Below are 18924 nucleotides of genomic sequence, written 5' to 3' on the forward strand. Positions count from 1 at the left end.
GAGATAAATTAAAGGGGATGGGCAGGCTGGTCGCGCTTGCCTGCGTTGGCTTCATCGCTGAGGGATTCAATGCCAATGCCACCGATTGGGTCTCCATCAAACGAAACATGCGTCGGAATGTCTTTGTCCTTTTCAAGAAGCGCAAGGATATTACGAAGCAAAAATGAAACCGCACAAATAAACATCAACCCGGCAAAAATCAGGACGAGCAACTTAAAGCCCCAAACCCAAGAGAATTCGGCTGTCCCTGATGTCTCAAGCCGGACGGAGCGCCACCGAGTGGAGGTTGTCCAGATGTTCATTGGTTTTTGTGCGAAGATAGCGTTCATGGCAATTGGCCAGGAAAACCACCAAAGTAAAAGCGTTGACGGAATGAAAAAGAAGAGGGTTCCGAAAAAATCGATCCAATGTTTGGTTCTTTTTTTACAGGACGCATAAACCAGATCGACCCGAACGTGACCGCCTTCAATAAAGGTATAGGCCGATGCCATTGCAATCAGGATAGCGTTGTAGAATTTCAATTGACCAGACAGCCACTGCAATTCTTCGCTAACAATTGTCATCCCTAAAGGCGCCAGGATAATTTCGTTCCCACGGAAAATTTGCCCAACTGCGATAATTATAACCTGTTGGATCATCATTAGCAGAGCAAACCAGGCGGCTGCTTTACCGATTTTCGCGTTGAAATTTTCCAGTGTGTTGACGGTTCCGTATAGAAAACGACGTTTATATATACCGATACCGATTAGAAGGATGACGATCGCGATGACGACGAAAAAGAATTCGATCGACATACCGACTTGCGTCAGCACATTCATTTTCTTTTTCAAAGTATCCAGCGTTAGCCAATTATAAATATGCCAAGGGAGAATAAGTAGGTTTACGAATCCCATGGCAAAATTCAAAAAGAAACTTCCAAGCGCTTCCATGTTGGTTCTTCCCGTTCAGTCCCGCGGATCAATTCTGTGCAGTGATATATATCAGGCATCGTATGTTAGCAAAGGTTATTGCGTATCTGCCTCGTCCCGTTTTGTGCGGGTTTTGTGAGAATTCTCTTCTGGAATTCTTGATAGCCTCAAAAATATCAGTGATTTTAAAAGAGGCTGGGTACATGCACGTATGATTATGCGAACAGTCCGTATAAAAAATGCAGAACCGGACCAAAAGGTCCGGTTCTTTGACTACTCAATACGATTAGGAATTATCCTAGAACTCGTGAGCGTTGTGCGCCGTACACGCCAGAAGAGAGACGGTCCCAAGCAGCAGATGCTTTCATGGATTTCTCAACTGATTCACGGATTTTCTTGAAGAGTGGATCTTCCATGTTGCTGTCGAGAACTTCGATAGAAGCCTTGCCGAATGCATCCCAAACGTCATCTGGGAATTCCAGAGTCTTAACGCCAGCTGCCTGCAAGCGAGTCAGTGCTTCAGAGTTGTTGGCAAGATACTGGTGGAGGTTCCAAAGGTTTGCTTCGCCAGCAGCAATTTCGATCATTTTCTGATGCGCTTTGCTTAGGCCGTTAAAGCGGTCTTTGTTGATACCAACAGCAAGACCAGCACCTGGCTCATGGAAACCGGAAGTGTAGTAGAATTTAGTGATTTCCTGGAAACCTGCTTTTTCGTCTGCCCACGGGCCGATCCATTCAGTTCCGTCAATCGCGCCGGAAGCCAATGCTTGATACACTTCTGAACCAGGCAATGTCTGAACAGACGCACCGAGTTTACCGAGTGCTTTACCACCAAGGCCAGGCATACGGAATTTCAGTCCGTTAAAGTCAGCAGCTGATTTGATTTCTTTACGGAACCAACCACCCGCCTGTGGGCCAGTGTTACCGCACAAGAATGAATGCAAACCAAATTCTTCACCCAGTTCAAGGTGGAATTTGTGGCCATCCTGATGGTAGTACCAGTTATGCAGTTCATTTGGTGTCATACCAAATGGAACAGCGGTGAAATATGCAAAAGCAGGATGCTGACCAACATAGTAATAATCGGCGGCGTGATACATATCAGCCTGACCGGATGTCACTGAGTCAAAAACAGCGGAAAGACCGGAAACCAGCTCACCATTTGCTTTTACGTCGATTTCAAGTGTGCCGTCTGACATGGCATTGACAGAGTCAGCGAAGTGAACAGCAGCGTCAAAAACGCCTGCGAGGCCACGGCCCCAAGCTGTAACCATTGTGAGTTTTTCACGGCCTTTTGCGATTGCAGGAGCAGCCATTGCTGCTGTGCCTACAGTACCTGCAACACCCACACTTTTTATGAACTTACGACGATCCATTTACTAGTCTCCCTATTGACGTCATTTCTCCCAAACATGCGAGTTCTCCCTTCGCATGATTGGGGCTGAAGATAGCGGCAGTTTTCCATCAGGTCTAGCGATAAAGAAAATGAGAAGTGAAAAATTTGACTGAATACGAACAATTTTTAATCATTTCGCACAAAATAAATGCTGTTTTTGAACAAAAATCAGTCGTTTAAGGGAAAAATTGATTTATTTGACCGGCGATTGCCAAAATCCAAAAAATTCAGGAAAACAGTACCTGCCAACCTTCTTTTGTTAGAATTTCAACGGGGCGGAATTTCTTTTTATATGCCATTTTAGGGCTTTCCGCGATCCAGTATCCTAAATAGACATAAGGCATGGCCAGATAGCGCGCCTGCAAAATATGCCAAAGGATAATAAAGCTTCCGGGGCTGTTTTTTTCTTCTTCCGGATCATAGAAGCTATACACCAGTGATAAGCCATCATCCATCAGATCTGTCAGGCAAACCGCATATAAGGTGCCGTCTTCCCGCCGGAATTCTGTGAGCTGTGACTGAACCGGGCTGTCTTCGACCATTGCTTGATAGTCGCAGAACGCCATATCAGCCATGCCACCTTCTGCATGGCGTGCCAGCAAATATTTCTTAAAGAGAGTAAAATGTTCGTCTGTTGCGATCGCGGGCCGTTCAATAGCTTTCAGCAGGCGGTTTTTAGACCACACTCTGCGTTGTGATTTGCTGGCTGAAAACGCTCTGGTCTGGACACGTATCGGAATGCAGGCATTGCATCCTTCGCAGGCGGGACGATAGGCCAGATCCTGACTACGCCGAAATCCGGCAAGGCTTAAGGCATTGTGTAAATGATCTGGATCTTCTCCTGCAAGCAGCGTTACGATTTTCCGCTCCATCTTGTCTTCCAGATAGGGGCAGGGGGCGGGTGGTGTCGAAAAGAAGAACCGTGATGGAATTTCGACTCGTTTCATCGTGTGCCTGTAACCAAAATAATCATATTTATGAGGGTAACGCGTTTCGTCAGTTTAGCAAATACTACGCTCAAATTTCCTAACAAACTTATAGCAAGCCATAATAAAGAGGCGCGAAAATGGAAAAAACCAGCCATAAAAGGATGACGAGGGGGGCGCCGGCTTTAAAATAGTCCATGAACTTGTAATGGCCGGGTCCCATCACCAACAGATTCGTTTGATATCCCATAGGGGTGGCAAAGGAACAATTGGCAGCAAAAATAACTGCGAAAACAAAAATCATTGGATCAACACCTAATTCGGTTCCAATGCTGATTGCGACAGGCGTGAACAGAACGGCCGTCGCATTGTTGCTGAGAACATTGGTGAACAGGGCGACCAATAAAAAGAAGATGGATAATACAACCGCAGGCCCTGCACCATCCAGAAGACTAAGCGCTTGATGCGCAAGGTAGGATGCACCCCCAGTAGCCTGCATGGCTGCGCCCAGACCCAACGCCGCCCAGATCAATAGGAATATTCGGCGATCGATTGAGCGGCTGGCCTGATGAATATTCAAGCAACCAGAGACAACCATCGCTGTCGCACCCGCTACCGCAGCGACCACAATCGGGACAAAACCAGTGGCCGCACTTAAAATAACGGCCCCAAAAATCAACCGCGCCCTTAAAGAAAGGGCAAGTGCAGGAAGCTCGCGGGTTGACCATTCCAGCAACAAAACATCAGGATTATTGCGAAGCTCCATAATTTCCTGACGTTTGCCCAGAAGAAGCAACACATCTCCGGCCTCAAGCCGAATGTCAGTCATTCTGCTTGTGCGGATCATTCGGGAACGTCGCTGAATGCCCAACACCACGCAGCCGGTCTGATAATGAAAACTGATTTGGTGAAGAGCCCGGCCAATCATTCGGGATGCGGGCGCAACGACAACTTCGGCCAGCGTCTGGTCCCGGGTATTCTGCTTGTCGTTAGGCTCACTGTCTGATTGTTCGTCATTTTCAAGAAAATCGTGGAGTATCTCTGGATTATCCGCGAAAGCATCTGTTAAAGATTTGCGGGTTCCTGCGAAGACAACAGAATCGCAAGGCCGTAAAACAAGATCATCAAAGGGTGGCAATAACAGTTTTTCTTCCCGTTGAATGAAGCGGATTGTAATATTGCGTAAACTCGGGAACTGCCCGGCAACGGCCCGTTCTCCAACAAGGGGGCTGTCCGGTGAAATCTCGATCTGTACGATGAATTGTTTTCCAGAAATTGGCGCAGACCCATCCGTAACAGCGTCCCTGTTAGGCAGTAATCTTGGCACGACAAGCATGGCATACAGCAAGCCTGCGACGGCCAGCACAATTCCGGGAACGGAAAAATCAAAAAATCCGATAGGCGCGTGTCCTGCCTGCGTTGCTGACGCTGAGACAAGCAGATTGGTGGAAGAGCCAATCAATGTTGTCATCCCGCCCAGAATAGATGCATAACTCAGCGGGATCATCAATGTCGAGGTGGATCGGTGCATGCGTTCTGCAAGCGCGGTCATTAGCGGTATGAAAATGACAACAACAGGTGTGTTGTTCATAAAGGCACTGATGACCATAACAATCGTTAGGACCAGTGCAATCGCCATAATTGGATGATGGCGGCGAAGGGTCACCAGTTGGCGGATTGGTTTCTCCAGTGCGCCTGTTCGCACGATCCCCTGACCCACAACCAGAAGAGACAGGACAGTGATAAGGGCAGGGTCTGCCAGTCCGGCCAGTATATCGCGGGCGGACAGTAAATCGTTGCCTTGCTTATCGACAAGGGGATAAAAGTAGAAAAGCAGTAAAAGGCCGGCGATAACAGCAACAGCTGAAATTTCCAGTTCAATTCTGTCGCTGGCAAACGCATACATGGCAACCGCGATAAACCCGAATACCAGCCACATATGAAGTTGAGTTTCAATCATGTTCGTTTAAAAACCACACTGTTGTTACTGAGCCCGTTTTCAGAAAAGTTCCAAGGGATACTTATTCCTTTATCACCAACTTCTTCTCATCATCAGGATTGTCCGCAATCTTGCAAGGGGGAGTTCATACGAACACAGTTATATTTTATAAGCGGATCCCGTCTTGAATACACCAATGAACTATTATCAGGCTACAAGAAATTCCTTCGAGGCCTTACCTGTTTTACACGAGGAAGTGCAGGCTGATATTTGCGTGGTCGGCGCCGGATTTACCGGTCTTGGTGTTGCATTAGAGCTGTTAAACAAGGGGTACAGCGTCATTGTGCTGGAAGCGCAAACGGTTGGGTTTGGCGCTTCGGGTCGCAGTGGCGGACAGATTGCATCCGGATTTTCCCCCGGCATGGTGGCCATTGATGAAATGCTCGGGGGCTCTGTGGCAAAAAGCCTGTGGACGTTTTCCGAAAATTCAAAAGAGATCCTGAAGTCGCGAATCCAGAAATATGGGATTGAATGCGATTTGCGAGAGGGGGAGCTTTATGTCGCGCCCAAGCCATCCCATTCAGAATGGCTGCAACAGGAAAAAAAATATTGTGAAGATCACTTTGGTTACGACGGGTATTCCTGGGTCGATAAGGAGGATCTGTGTGGTTTAATCGCAAGTAAGCGATACATTGCCGGACTTCACGACAGGGAAGGCGGTCACCTTCATCCTTTAAATTACACGCTGGGACTGGCAGAAGCGGTCTTGGCCGCTGGAGGAACTATCTTTGAAAACTCTGCGGCACTTTCTGTCGATAAAGGAAAACAAGTCAGGGTTTACACGAAGGAAGGAGCTGTTCAAGCGTCCACGCTGGTACTGGCAGGAAATGCATATCTTGACGCTTTTGATCTGGGGCAGCGAAAAAATATCCTTTGTGTCGGGAGCGGTATTCTGGCGACGGAACCGCTTGGTGAAGAGCGGGCCAAAAAGCTGATATCAACGACGGCTTGTATTTGTGATACTTATTTTGATCTCGATTATTTCAAAATAACGCCAGATACGCGGTTGGTATTTGGTGGTCAGGATATGGCTCTTTTTCCATTTTCAGAGGGCCGGGATCGAATAAAAAGAAATATGCTTCGGACATTTCCCAGTTTGGAGGGCATAAAAATAGACTTCAGCTGGACAGGGAAGATCGCCGCGACAAGAAAATTGCTGCCAGAAATCAAACGGCTTGAGCCAAACGTCTACGTCGTTCACGGATATTCCGGTCAGGGCGTTGTGTTGTCTGCGGTCGCAAGCCAGATCGTTGCAGAGGCCATAGATGGCGATCTTGCACGTCTTGATGTCTTCGAAAACATTCACCATGCAGCGATACCGCAGAATAAAATGTTAATAAATCCAATAATTTACACGAAGTTATTATGGGAAAAAATTAAAGACGCGCTGTGAAACCACTGTTATGACGGCTTGTTGTGGACAGAACTATGTGTCAGGTAGTCGTGCAATAATTTCCCTTCTGAATTAAAAAGAGAAACCAGCAGGATCAATGCAGACGTGATGGCCATTGTGAAATAGAATAAGGCTGAATGGATAAACGCAGTGAAGTAATCCAGGCTTCTGCCATCGGCCAGACTGACCTCAAGATTGAATAAACGCATGCCGAGGGTTGCGTTCCAGGAACTCCCGATCGTCATCGTATGGTAAGCAAGCGGAATAGCGGCCAGCAACATTGCGAGAAGCGGAGAGAGCATACCCAGTGTGACAATGCCAAGGATTGCAGCAACGGTACTCGCGGCTATACCAATAAAAAAGATGACGACAACATCGACGATGTACGCCAAAATCCTGTTTATTCTTACGCCAGAATAATCAAATGTTTTTTGTGATCCTTTTGTATCATGAGAGTCTGAGTTCATGCTTAGATCGATAATGGGTCCCGTATTTTTTGACAATGCAATCCCCTAACGCATTTTGTGGCAAGACGGAATAATTCCTTGTATCGTTACCCTTGAAATGAGGGTCGCGGCCATCTATTTCAAGCTATTTTCTTACCGGACACGTGTTAACTGATTGAAAAATATAACGAATGTTTCTAGAAAAAAATCATTCTTTGCCCCCTGTTCTGACTGCCGCTCTTATCCAGCTTGTTGTTTTCGGTATCCTTTCTGTCCTGATCCCGCAGCTACAGGCCCATTTGATTTTTTCGGTGCCTCTCTTTTGGCAACTCGTTCTGCAGGGAGGCCTCGCGGCGGCCATCAGTTTTGCATTGGGGCAATCCTATTGGTGGATAATTATTCAGTTTTTTGGCCCGCCCTTGCTCATCATAGGGTTGATAGTGAATGTGCCGATCTGGGTTTATCCCGTTGTACTGATTTTGCTGCTGGCGACCTTCTGGAACGTTGCTGTTAATCGGGTGCCGCTTTATCTCACGAATGATCTGACAGCACAGAAAATTGAAACACTCCTTCCCAAAAGGGATGGGTTGCAGGTTATCGATCTGGGCAGTGGCCTGGGAGGAACCCTGCGGAAGATCGGGAAAAACCAGCCGGGACATCTTTTCTTTGGTGCGGAAAGCGCACCAGCTCCTTTTATCGTGTCGGTGATCCTGAACAAGGTTTCGGGAGCAAAAAATGTCCGGTTTCTTTTTGGTAGTTTCTGGAAACTGGATCTGGAACAGTTTGACGTGGTTTACTGCTTTCTGTCACCCGTTCCCATGAGCGCCCTGTATGAGAAGGCGAAATCTGAAATGAAACCGGGAAGCCTGTTTATCAGTAATAGCTTTCAGGTGCCCGGACATAAACCGGATCGGACGGTGACCGTAAAGGATGGCCGAAAAACGAAGTTACTAATCTGGAAGATTTAACGAAGCCCGGTTATTTCAGGTTTGGCGGAAGAACAGGTGTTTCCCTCAGCAGTATAATACTAATTCGCCGGTTCGTCGGGTTCGACGGGTCGTCTTCAATCATCGGTTCGGTATCCGCTTTACCAGACACCCGTTTTATGCGTTCAGGATCCAATCCGGTTTCCAGTAGGGCCCGCCTGCTGGAATTCGCCCTGTCGGACGATAGTTCCCAGTTTGTATAATCGTTGCCCGCAAAGCCGGAGCTGTCTGTATGACCGCTGATTGATAAGCCGTTGGGTAGATTTTCGATGGCCTTCGATATCTTCCCCAGAAGACGTTTCACGCGGGGAACAATTGTTGTGCCTCCCGCAGGAAACATACTTTCGTCAAACTGATCAACGATTTGAATTCGCAACCCTTCTGGCGTCATATCAATGACGATATTATCGGCCAGTCCTGCAAGATTTGGATCGTCTGCGATCGCTTGCTTGATTTGATCCCGTGCGTCTTCAAAGCTTTGTTCTTCCAGGGCCGCGAGACGCGCTAGAAATTCGGCTTCATCAATTTCGCTTTGACCATCACCGTCTGCATCGTCTTTTTTGCCTTGTTCAGGTGGGGAAATACTGGAAATAACAGAGGGGACACCTGTATTGGAAACCATGGCACCTTCTGTTTGCATACTGGTGCCTCCAAGCACACCACCCGAGCCGGATTCGCTGCTGCTTGCAACAGTGGGAGCGAAATAATCAGAGATGCCCTGCTTTTGAACAGAGTCAGTTACATTCAGCAACCACAGCAACAAGAAAAACGCCATCATTGCCGTTACAAAGTCAGCATACGCCACCTTCCACGCACCACCATGGTGCCCGTGTCCGGCTTTTTTGATTTTTTTGACGATTATCGGTGCGACTTCATCGGCCATTCTTTTTATCCCGCTCCTAGAGGTGTCAACTTACACACTCGGTGCGTTGTTACAGGCTTCTTCAACCTCTGAGAAGGTTGGTCGTTCATGGCTATACAGTGTTTTCCGGGCAAACTCGACAGAAACTGCTGGGGCATAGCCTTGTAAATGAGCCAGCAAGCCTGTTTTCATGCAGTCATAATATTTGGCATCTGCATCAAAATATTGCTGAATGTTTGTTCCCATTGGCGAGAAAAGGCCATACGCCACCAAAATACCAAAGAAGGTACCCACAAGGGCCGCAGCAATCAAACCGCCCAGCACTTCTGGTGGCTCGGAGATGGAGCCCATTGTCACAATCACACCAAGCACCGCAGCAACGATACCAAAGGCGGGGAGAGCTTCACCCAACTGCGTAATCGCAGAGGAATAGGCGTGATGTTCTGCATGGTGGGTTTCAAGATCCACATCCATCAGGTTTTCCACTTCATGTGGATTTTCCGTTCCCATGGTCATCAGGCGAAGATAGTCGCACATGAAGTCCATGGCATGATGGTTCTTTGTAAAACTGGTGAAATTCTGAAAGAGGGCACTGTCATGCGGATTTTCAATATGAGGCTCCAATGCGATCATGCCTTTGGTTTTCGCCAATTTGAAAATTGCATACATCAGTGTCAGAAGTTCTTCGTAGGTTTTTTTGTCGTAGGGTGCGGCTTTCATGAGCTTGCCCAAATTGCCGAGCGTTCCAAAGATAACCCATTTGGGGTTACCTTGGAGAAACGCGCCAGCTGCGGCACCCAGGATGATCCAGAACTCCAGCGGTTGCCAAAGTACGCCAAAATCACCGTGCACACTGTACCCGCCGGCGACACAACCAAACGTAACAACGATCCCTAAAATCCAAAACATGCGCGAAGCAGCCCTTATCTCAATCAAAATTTCTATCTTTGGAATATTGCTCTGATATTGGTTAATAAAGGGTGAGTAATTTATCAAAGTTTTTAACTAATTTTCCCATAAAGGCATCCTGGCAGGTTTTCAGTGCGCGATCAGCCCGCCCTGAAAAGGGTTTTTAATCAGCTCGTTATCGGGAAGGTATGAAGTGTTTTAAAGCAACTGTTAAAAAAAAGAGTGATTTTAAAGTGCAGCTGTGGAATGGTTTCTCCCGTTGATTCAAATCAACCGTTTGCTATTAGACTGTTAAGATAAATCGTAAAATTATGACTTTTGATGCACTAGAATTTCGTTCCGCTTTGGGATGCTTTGCCACTGGTATCACTGTGGTTACATCCATGAAAGATGGACGAAGCCCACTGGGTATTACTGTGAATTCGTTTAGTTCGGTGTCCCTCGACCCGCCGCTTGTGCTGTTCAGCCTTGGCCATCAGGGAAATCACTGTCAGGAATTCAAGGATTCTGGGATCTTTGCGATTAACATTCTGAGCAGCGAACAAAAATTTCTTTGTGATCGGTTTGCATCCCCCTTGGACGATCGTTTCAACGGCATCGAACATAAGATTGGTGAGAACGGAAGTCCGGTTTTCGAAGAGAGCCTTGCCGTGTTTGAATGTCAAACCCATGAAACTGTTGAGGCTGGCGATCATCTGATCTTCATTTGCCGGGTCACCAATGTGACATCTCACCCGGAAAAATCAGCGCTGCTGTTTAATAAAGGAGCCTTTCCGGTTCTTTAAGGGTACGGGTTCAAGGTTTCAAGATTAGCGTACCAATGGCATTCTTCGTGTAGTCAGCGGGGTCCGTTGACATTTTACGGTATTTTACTGCCGCCCATTCGTCCGCCATATCACTATAATATTTTGAGACGATATTCCCCGACTGGCCGGTAGAATGGATATACACGGAATTATTGAGGTTGGATAAATCGTAGATGGCCCGTAAGGAAGCTGCATGGGTATTCGCAAAGGGCTGACTTTCGTCAGAATATTTATTGCGTCCTACATTGATCGTATAGGTCCCGCCTGCCGAAGGAACTGAGATGTCGAAGATATTTTTCAGCAGGGTAACTTTGGAAAAAGGAAGGTGGTCACTATGAGCAAAATGTGCAGTTCCCCATTCCCAATGATCCAGATCATTGCCATACCGTTTCTGCAAGTCTTCCAAGGCCAATGCCAGTGAGGTTTGCAGAACGTCGTTACAGGTTTCTGTCTTTTCCGTGTTCCGGTTATCGCACCATCTGGACTGGCCGCTTACATTCAGTAACACATTCCGGATGAAGACGGGACGATGACGCCAATAACGCGGGAACAGATCCCGAAGCTCATCTGCATAAATTGCTTTGTTTAGTTCTCTGATCCACCCGTTGAAAATAAGAGGAGCGTTTTGATCGATGGTCATGCGCCCATCCCAGATGCTGAGCGCAGTAAGAGCCTTGCGGGACAGATCGTCAACGGGTTTTGTTGTCAGCATAATATCAATGAGTTCGAGTGCCATTAAAGACCTCACGTCAGTGTGCATATCTGAAAAGGTTTGAAGTGTATGTTTCTCTTCTTGCTCAAGTCGTTCTTGAATGCGTTTGGCTCTATAGGGTTTTGCCCAGTCACTCGTTATAAAATGGGGATAGTCGTCGGGGACAATTTTCTCATTCGCTGAATACAGAAATCCTTTAGCCGGGTTATAGCTTTGCGGCAAATCTTCAAACGGTATAAATCCCTCCCAGTCATATTTTTTCAGCCAACCCGGTACGGGCAGACGTCCCATCGCAAGATTATCTTTATTGCGAACAGGAATATTTGCTGGCGCATAATATCCAATATTCCCATCAATATCGGCGTAAACCATATTCTGTTGCGGACTTGTAAATAATTGAATGGCCTTTTTAAATTCTTCCCAATTTTGGGCGGTCATCATTCTACTTGATGCCATCATGGACCCGTCCGTTTCCATCAGGCTCGTCCAGGCTAATGCCAGAACATGGTTTTCAGGGATGTCTTTTATGACAGCCTTGTATATGTCTGAAAGAACAGGCCCATGGCGGGTTGAGCGGACTGAAATCGTTACGTCAGGCTGATCCTTGATCCGAATTATTTCCTGCCGTGTTGTAAACTCCTGCCAACCATCAGGGGTTTTGTATTGACGTGGATTTTCCAGGTTTATTTTTTCAACATACAAATCCTGCGTATCAGGTCCCGTGTTGGTGAAGCCCCAGGCAATCCTGTCGTTTCGGCCTAGAATAATGCCAGGAACGCCCGGTAATGTTGCACCGATTGCATTGAGACCCGGAGCTTCTAAATGGGCGAAATACCAGAGGGACGGCGCAGACAAACCCAGGTGGGGGTCATTTGCCAGTAAGGGGCGGCCACTTTGGGTTTTGTCACCGGAGACAACCCAGTTATTTGAACCGGCGCCAGTAGGCAGAATGGCGGGGGCTGCTGTCAGGAGCTTTTGAAGTTCCAGATTGGCCAGTTGATATTCATTTTTGAAATCCGGCAGCGGCACTGTTTTATTACCGGGGTAGGGCGGGAAGAATTCGTTGACCTCTGATAACGACATAATGTTGGAGAGTTGAAGGCGACCGACCTCATTGGACCAGTTTTTACCAAGATCCCAAGCCATCATTTTCGTCCACACGACTGAATCAATCGGGGTCCATTTTTCAGGTGTCACGCCAAGGATCAGAAACTCTGGAGGAAGGGCACCGGTCTGTTGCTCAAGGAAGGCATTCACACCTTTGGTATAACTTCTGATCAGCTTTTTTGTCTGACCGTCAAATTTGGCATAAGAAGCTTTTGCGGCTTTATAAAACCCAACAGTGCGAAGGAATTTGTCAGTCTCAAGTGTCGCATTTCCCAAAACTTCTGATAATCTTCCCGCCCCGGTTCGACGGTTCATTTCCATTTGCCAAAGCCGGTCCTGCGCGTGAACAAAACCCAGTCCAAACATGACATCTTGGAAATTCTGTCCTTTAATATGGGGCACGCCGGATGCGTCCCGAAGAATAGAGACGGGGTGGGTTATACCTACGATCTGTATCTCGCCCTCTGTTTTCGGAAGAGAAGTACGTAAATAAAGATAGCCACCGGCAGCAAACAAGATGAACAAAAGTGCGAGAGCAATAAGTCCAGTTGTGAAAAATTTCATTTTCTTCTCCCCTATTGCTGCGCATTGTTGCTCTGATTAAGATGAAAAACAAGATGAGGCTGGACCGAAGCTCAACAGTTTATGCTTTGATCGAACGATGCATGCCTTTAAAAGAATGAGACGCGCAGTCTAACAGGACGCAGGAGGTTCTATAAATGAGTAAAAAAGCTGCCTTTATTGGCTTAGGTGTTATGGGCTATCCCATGGCAGGATATTTGCAAAAAGCCGGTTATGACGTGACTGTTTACAACCGTACAGCGTCGAAAGCGGAAAAATGGGCTGCGGAGTATGGTGGAACATTTGCAGTAACACCCCGTGAGGCGGCTATGGGCGCAGACATCGTTATGGCTTGTGTTGGCAACGATGATGACTTGCGCAGCGTTGTTCTGGGAGAAGATGGGGCATTTGCAGGTATGGCAAATGGCACTTTGTTCGTTGATCATACAACGGCCTCTGCGGAGGTTGCGACCGAACTGGCTCAGATCGGCAAGGAAGCGGGCATCGGATTTGTTGATGCCCCTGTATCCGGTGGACAAGCCGGTGCAGAAAAGGGTGTTTTGACGGTGATGTGCGGCGGGGAACAATCAGATTTCGACCGTGCTGCTGTTGCTATCGATGCGTATTCTCAAGCCTGTATGCGGATGGGAGAGGTTGGCGCTGGACAGCTTGCCAAGATGGTTAATCAGATTTGTATCGCGGGCGTGGTGCAGGGTCTGTCTGAAGGGATCCATTTTGCCCAAAAAGCAGGTCTGGATGCAGAAAAGGTTATTGAAGTCATTTCCAAAGGAGCCGCACAAAGCTGGCAGATGGAAAACCGTTATAAGTCAATGATCAAAGGGGATTTTGATTTCGGATTTGCCGTGGACTGGATGCGTAAAGACCTCGGCATTTGCCTCAGCACTGCGAACCAGATCGGCGCAAGTCTTCCAAATACAGCCGTCGTCGACCAATATTACGGGGACGTCCAGCAGATGGGAGGCGGGCGAATGGATACCTCCAGCCTTATCACACGCCTTCGTAAGCTGAGCGATTAATTTTTTGCAGGCTGCTCGATTTCGGGATCAGGTTTGACAGGTGATACCGCGACAGGGGAAGCCGGATGACGCGCTGGTTCTTCAGAATTTGACAAAGAGGAAGGTTGCGGACCTTTTTCTTTGTTTTCTGGCAGCACCGATTGGATAAATGACGCGGACCAGAAAGCAAGTCCAGCAGTATTGCGCGCGATCGGCGATATCGCCAGACCAACCCCGACATGAGAATATGTGGGATCAAGTAAAGTTGCCCGGTGGGGTTCGCTCTCACTCCAAAGTATCAGGACTTCTGATGCCTCTGCTTTGCCAAGGGCCACGTTTTCAGCGGCTGTTAAATATTGGATACCCTCAGCCGTAAGCCGGTCAGTGAAGCTGCTGTTATTCTCTCCAACATGCGACAGAGTATTATTCTGCTGCATGAAAAAGGCATGTTTGGCCGCGGCAGCATCTAAACTTGCATCTTGTTTAAGGGACGGGATATTCTCCGTTTCCCGAAATGTATTGATTAACTTGACGAGTTCCGTATCCAAATCCATCAATTTTCCCTTATGCCGTTTTCTGGGTGAGTGAAAAAGTAATGATGGAATAACGTTTGCTGAATTTATTTGTGAATGAGGTTTTCTGTGAATAATAAAAAAACAACCCTGACCGTAGAAACAATTTTGGCGCAAGGTCTGGGTTGGATGGATGACGCGAATAACGGTCTGATCCCTGGTATCTTTCCAGGAACAACATTCGAACGGGAAGCGGATAACAGCTATCCCAATGGCCGGGTGTATACACGTGACCAAAACCCGAATTATGATCAGCCTGAAGCTGTTCTTGCCGCGTTGGAAGCCGGCGAGGATGCGCTGTTGTTTTCATCCGGGATGTCGGCAGCTGTCAGTGTTTTTCAAGCCTTGAAACCCGGCGACCACATAGTGGCACCAGAGGTTATGTATTGGGCGTTGCGTAACTGGTTGCTGACACTGGGTAGCGAATGGGGATTAAAGGTAACGTTTGTGCCCAATGGTGACATCGATGCGTTAAAGAAGGCAGTTATTCCTGGTGAAACGGTTTTACTGTGGATGGAGACACCTGCAAATCCGACATGGGTTGTTGATGATATTGCCGCCTGGGCCGAGGTTGCGCAATCGGTTGGGGCTTTTCTAGCGGTCGACAATACAGTTGCCACACCGTTGTTATGCCGTCCGATCGACTTTGGTGCGGATATCGTTATGCATTCTGCAACCAAGTACTTAAATGGTCATTCAGATGTTCTGGCCGGGGCCCTGATTACTAAAAATCAGGACGGTTTCTGGGATCGTGTGAAAAAAGTAAGAAATGCAGGGGGCGCCGTCCTCGGACCGTTTGAGGCATGGCTTTTAATGCGCGGGATGCGGACAATGTCTGTTCGTGTTCGTCAGGCGTGCAACAACGCAATGGCGATTGCACGGGCGCTGGAAAATCACCCGGATGTTGAAGAAGTTCTTTATCCGGGTTTGGAAAGTCATCCGGGGCACGCTATTTCCAAAAAACAAATGTCAGGTGGTTTTGGCGGCATGATGAGTGTGCGTGTCAAGGGCGGGGAAAGTGCTGCTGTCAAAGTAGCTGCCAATCTTCAGCTATTCAAGCGCGCCACCTCGTTGGGCGGTGTGGAAAGCCTTGTAGAACATCGCGCCAGTATAGAGGGCGAAGGCACGCCGTGCCCTGCAGATCTTTTAAGACTTTCCATTGGCATTGAGAATTCAGATGATTTGATTGCCGATTTGAAACAGGGACTGGAGGCGGAATGAAGGGCTCTATCATCATCACAGGGGCTAGCCGCGGAATTGGGGCCAGTCTCGCTGTAAGGGCCGCGGCCGCTGGGTACGAAGTCTGTGTAAACTTTCACAGCAACCAAGGGGCCGCTGATGAAGTTGTTCAGAAGATAACAGAGGCTGGCGGACGGGCAATCGCTGTACAGGGTGATGTGGCGGTGGAGCAGGATATTCTATCCCTGTTCAAAACCGTTGATCGTGAACTCGCCCCGTTGACGGCTCTTGTCAATAATGCCGGTATTCTGGAAACCCATGCCAGCGTTACAGATATGACCTTTGATCGCTTGCAACGGGTGATGACAACGAATGTGACAGGTTCGTTTTTATGCGCCAAAGAAGCGGTGACACGCATGGCTTTGTCCAAAGGAGGACAGGGCGGCGGTATTGTGAATATATCCTCGGTAGCAGCGCGCCTTGGGTCACCTCATGAATATGTTGACTATGCCGCGTCTAAAGGTGCCATCGATGCGTTTACAATCGGTCTTGCAAAAGAAGTGGCGGAAGACGGTATTCGGGTCAATGCTGTCAGGCCCGGTGTGATTTATACGGATATTCATAAATTGGGCGGAGAGCCTGATCGCGTGGATCGCGTTAAAGAAAATGTGCCAATGAAACGCGGCGGGTTGCCTGAAGAGGTCGCAAAAGCGGCGTTATGGCTGTTGTCAGAAGAAGCCAGTTATTCGACTGGCATTCTTCTGGATGTCAGCGGGGGGCGCTAGTTGAAGTGCGTTACCCCTGCAACTTTTTAGCGGCCTCAATTGAAAAGTAGCTCAGAATACCATCACAACCGGCCCGTTTAAAACAAAGCAGGGCTTCAAGAATGACTTTGTCTGGATCCAGCCACCCGTTCTGGATGGCACCTGCGATCATCGCATATTCGCCAGAAACCTGATAGGCAAAGGTCGGTACCCCAAACTCGTCTTTTACCCGACGGCAAATATCAAGATATGGCATCCCCGGTTTTACCATAACCATGTCGGCGCCTTCCTGAATATCAAGGGCGACCTCACGGATTGCTTCATCTGTATTGGCGGGATCCATCTGGTAGGTACGTTTATCCCCTGTCCCAAGATTGCCCGTTGAACCGACGGCCTCGCGGAACGGACCGTAGAAACCCGAGGCATATTTGGCAGAATAGGCCATGATCGGTGTATCCGTGTAGCCACTCGTTTCCAAAGCACGGCGGATCGCTGCAATACGGCCATCCATCATATCAGAAGGCGCAATGATGTCGCAGCCTGCTTCCACCTGATTAAGGGTTTGTTTGATCAGGGCGTCGATCGTTATGTCGTTCATGACATATCCGTTTTCAACAAGACCGTCCTGACCATGGGTCGTAAAAGGGTCAAGCGCGACATCACACAGAACGCCCATTTCTGGGACCGCATCCTTGATCGCTTTAATTGACCGGCAAATAATGTTGTCAGAATTGAAGGCTTCCTCACCGTCCTCAGATTTTAACGACGGATCAACCGCCGGAAACAACGCGATGACGGGAATGCCAAGACTGTAGGCTTCCTTCGCGGCTTTTGCCAGCAAGTCGGTAGACAAGCGCTGGACACCCGGCATGGAAGGAATATCAACCGCAAGGTTTTTGCCTTCGTGAACGAACACTGGCCAAATCAGATCGTTTGGTGTGATACTGTTTTCTGCAACTAATCTGCGAGACCAGTCGAATTTCCTATTCCGGCGCATCCGTATTGCAGGGAATGAGGTCATGGGCGTCTTCATTTTTGGTCTTCTCCATCCAAATATTGACGGGATAATACCGTCCGGAATAAATCTGAGCAAATTTAATTCTGACTGCATATTGTCGCAGGGGCATTGTGCAAGAATATCTCTTTCACCTAACGATCGTTTGGCGTAAGTTTGACACAAACGGCAGAAGACCGTATCACAAGGCACGGGATTTATAGGAAGCAGTCACATGGACTTTAATCTGACAGAAGACCAGACCCTGATAAAGGATATGGCACGGGCATTTGCAACAGACGTTTTTGCGCCAAACGCAGAAAAATGGGATGAAGAAAAGATTTTTCCTGTTGATGAGTTGCGTCAGGCAGCAGAGCTTGGATTCGCCGGTATTTACGTTGATGAGGAATATGGCGGATCCAATCTGTCGCGGCTAGATGCTGCCATTATTTTTGAGGAATTGGCGTCTGGCTGTACATCAACCGCCGCGTATATCTCGATCCACAATATGGCGAGCTGGATGATCGACAGTTTTGGATCTGATGCGGTGCGGGCAAAATTTTTGCCTAAACTGACAACGATGGAGCATTTTGCCAGTTATTGTCTAACTGAACCGGGCGCTGGTTCTGATGCCGCATCCCTTAAAACCAAGGCCGTTCGAGATGGTGACGACTATGTTATCAATGGTGGAAAGGCCTTTATTTCCGGGGGCGGAAGGGCTGATGTGTATGTGACGATGGTGCGAACAGGGGACGATAGCGCTGGCGGCGTCAGCTGTCTGGTTATTCCCAAAGACGCGCCGGGGATCAGTTTTGGGGCTCAAGAACGGAAAATGGGTTGGAATTCGCAACCAACTGCACAGGTATTGTTTGATGATTGCCGTGTTCCGGTCGAAAATCTGGTGGGTGCAGAAGGAGAAGGCTTCAAGATTGCCATGAAAGGCCTGGATGGGGGACGGCTTAACATCGGCGCCTGTTCCATTGGCGCGGCGCGGGCCTGTCTTGAAGCGGCACAGGATTATACCGCCGATCGAAAACAGTTTGGCAAACCTGTTGGCCAATTTCAGTCCGTCCAGTTCAATCTGGCCGATATGGCAACGGAATTGGAAGCCTCTCGCCTGATGATCCGTCAGGCAGCCAGCAAGCTGGATGCAAAAGACCCGGAGGCCACGTTATTTTGTGCAATGGCCAAACGGTTGGCGACGGATACAGGGTTTGATGTCTGTAACAAAGCCTTGCAGTTGCATGGTGGCTATGGATATTTGAGGGATTTTCCGATCGAACGGTATGTGCGTGATACACGTGTTCATCAGATTCTCGAAGGTACAAATGAAATCATGCGGGTAGTTGTTTCCCGCAAATTACAAGAAGGTCAGGGGCGTGCCTAAC

General features: G+C 48.1%; 17 protein-coding genes. 7 read left to right on the forward strand and 10 right to left on the reverse strand.

Annotation, left to right across the window (positions count from 1 at the left end; genetic code table 11):
* Nucleotides 1–8 precede the first annotated feature (8 nt).
* From OIR97_RS06875 to OIR97_RS06890, 4 genes are all read right to left on the reverse strand, one after another.
* A complete protein-coding gene (locus OIR97_RS06875) occupies nucleotides 9–929 on the reverse strand; it encodes a TRAP transporter small permease subunit (RefSeq protein WP_169544842.1) in 921 nt (306 codons plus the stop codon).
* Nucleotides 930–1201: 272 nt separating this feature from the next.
* Nucleotides 1202–2284 carry a TRAP transporter substrate-binding protein gene (locus OIR97_RS06880; RefSeq protein WP_169544843.1) on the reverse strand — a complete coding sequence of 361 codons (1083 nt, stop codon included), beginning with the start codon at nucleotides 2282–2284 and terminating at the stop codon, nucleotides 1202–1204.
* A 247-nt stretch (nucleotides 2285–2531) separates the two neighbouring features.
* Entirely contained in the window at nucleotides 2532–3251 is a 720-nt protein-coding gene (locus OIR97_RS06885; RefSeq protein WP_169544844.1) for an arginyltransferase, read from the reverse strand.
* 88 nt (nucleotides 3252–3339) lie between these two features.
* Nucleotides 3340–5190 (reverse strand): SLC13 family permease, encoded by a 1851-nt coding sequence (locus OIR97_RS06890; RefSeq protein WP_169544845.1) that lies wholly within the window; start codon nucleotides 5188–5190, stop codon nucleotides 3340–3342.
* 175 nt (nucleotides 5191–5365) lie between these two features.
* On the opposite strand from OIR97_RS06890, the gene OIR97_RS06895 reads away from it, so the two are divergent.
* Nucleotides 5366–6622, forward strand: a complete 1257-nt coding sequence (locus OIR97_RS06895; protein WP_169544846.1) for an NAD(P)/FAD-dependent oxidoreductase — start codon at nucleotides 5366–5368, stop codon at nucleotides 6620–6622.
* An 8-nt stretch (nucleotides 6623–6630) separates the two neighbouring features.
* Here the strand turns inward: OIR97_RS06895 and OIR97_RS06900 are convergent, their stop codons facing one another.
* On the reverse strand, nucleotides 6631–7125 hold the full coding sequence (locus OIR97_RS06900; protein ID WP_169544847.1) for an RDD family protein: 495 nt from the start codon (nucleotides 7123–7125) through the stop codon (nucleotides 6631–6633).
* A 134-nt stretch (nucleotides 7126–7259) separates the two neighbouring features.
* Between OIR97_RS06900 and OIR97_RS06905 the strand changes: the two genes are divergently transcribed.
* Entirely contained in the window at nucleotides 7260–8036 is a 777-nt protein-coding gene (locus OIR97_RS06905) for a class I SAM-dependent methyltransferase (protein WP_169544848.1), read from the forward strand.
* 10 nt (nucleotides 8037–8046) lie between these two features.
* Here OIR97_RS06905 and OIR97_RS06910 read toward each other — a convergent pair whose 3' ends face one another.
* Both OIR97_RS06910 and motA read right to left on the reverse strand, forming a co-directional pair.
* On the reverse strand, nucleotides 8047–8937 hold the full coding sequence (locus OIR97_RS06910; protein WP_169544849.1) for a flagellar motor protein MotB: 891 nt from the start codon (nucleotides 8935–8937) through the stop codon (nucleotides 8047–8049).
* 30 nt (nucleotides 8938–8967) lie between these two features.
* The gene (gene motA / locus OIR97_RS06915) at nucleotides 8968–9825 is read right to left on the reverse strand and encodes a flagellar motor stator protein MotA (RefSeq protein WP_169544850.1); all 858 of its coding nucleotides are present in this window, start codon (nucleotides 9823–9825) and stop codon (nucleotides 8968–8970) included.
* Between the two features lie 311 nt (nucleotides 9826–10136).
* Here motA and OIR97_RS06920 point away from each other — a divergent pair, with 311 nt between their 5' ends.
* Entirely contained in the window at nucleotides 10137–10610 is a 474-nt protein-coding gene (locus OIR97_RS06920; RefSeq protein WP_169544851.1) for a flavin reductase family protein, read from the forward strand.
* A gap of 10 nt (nucleotides 10611–10620) precedes the next feature.
* Here OIR97_RS06920 and OIR97_RS06925 read toward each other — a convergent pair whose 3' ends face one another.
* Nucleotides 10621–13014 (reverse strand): penicillin acylase family protein, encoded by a 2394-nt coding sequence (locus OIR97_RS06925; protein WP_169544852.1) that lies wholly within the window; start codon nucleotides 13012–13014, stop codon nucleotides 10621–10623.
* A 155-nt stretch (nucleotides 13015–13169) separates the two neighbouring features.
* Here OIR97_RS06925 and OIR97_RS06930 point away from each other — a divergent pair, with 155 nt between their 5' ends.
* Nucleotides 13170–14048 carry an NAD(P)-dependent oxidoreductase gene (locus tag OIR97_RS06930; RefSeq protein ID WP_169544853.1) on the forward strand — a complete coding sequence of 293 codons (879 nt, stop codon included), beginning with the start codon at nucleotides 13170–13172 and terminating at the stop codon, nucleotides 14046–14048.
* Here OIR97_RS06930 and OIR97_RS06935 read toward each other — a convergent pair.
* A complete protein-coding gene (locus tag OIR97_RS06935; RefSeq protein ID WP_169544854.1) occupies nucleotides 14045–14581 on the reverse strand; it encodes a CAP domain-containing protein in 537 nt (178 codons plus the stop codon). The two genes, OIR97_RS06930 and OIR97_RS06935, sit on opposite strands and share 4 nt — an antisense overlap.
* Before the next feature lie 75 nt (nucleotides 14582–14656).
* On the opposite strand from OIR97_RS06935, the gene OIR97_RS06940 reads away from it, so the two are divergent.
* Complete coding sequence (locus OIR97_RS06940) at nucleotides 14657–15820, forward strand: trans-sulfuration enzyme family protein (RefSeq protein ID WP_169544855.1); 1164 nt, start codon at nucleotides 14657–14659, stop codon at nucleotides 15818–15820.
* Nucleotides 15817–16563 carry an SDR family oxidoreductase gene (locus OIR97_RS06945; RefSeq protein WP_169544856.1) on the forward strand — a complete coding sequence of 249 codons (747 nt, stop codon included), beginning with the start codon at nucleotides 15817–15819 and terminating at the stop codon, nucleotides 16561–16563. Before OIR97_RS06940 ends, OIR97_RS06945 begins: the two co-directional genes overlap by 4 nt.
* Before the next feature lie 10 nt (nucleotides 16564–16573).
* Here the strand turns inward: OIR97_RS06945 and hemB are convergent, their stop codons facing one another.
* Nucleotides 16574–17563 carry a porphobilinogen synthase gene (hemB, locus tag OIR97_RS06950; protein WP_169544857.1) on the reverse strand — a complete coding sequence of 330 codons (990 nt, stop codon included), beginning with the start codon at nucleotides 17561–17563 and terminating at the stop codon, nucleotides 16574–16576.
* Nucleotides 17564–17771: 208 nt separating this feature from the next.
* Here hemB and OIR97_RS06955 point away from each other — a divergent pair, with 208 nt between their 5' ends.
* Complete coding sequence (locus tag OIR97_RS06955) at nucleotides 17772–18923, forward strand: acyl-CoA dehydrogenase family protein (RefSeq protein ID WP_169544858.1); 1152 nt, start codon at nucleotides 17772–17774, stop codon at nucleotides 18921–18923.
* Nucleotide 18924: the final 1 nt, after the last annotated feature.

Origin of the sequence: Sneathiella aquimaris (genome assembly GCF_026409565.1) — a bacterium.
In the GTDB taxonomy this organism is placed as follows: Bacteria; Pseudomonadota; Alphaproteobacteria; order Sneathiellales; family Sneathiellaceae; genus Sneathiella; species Sneathiella aquimaris.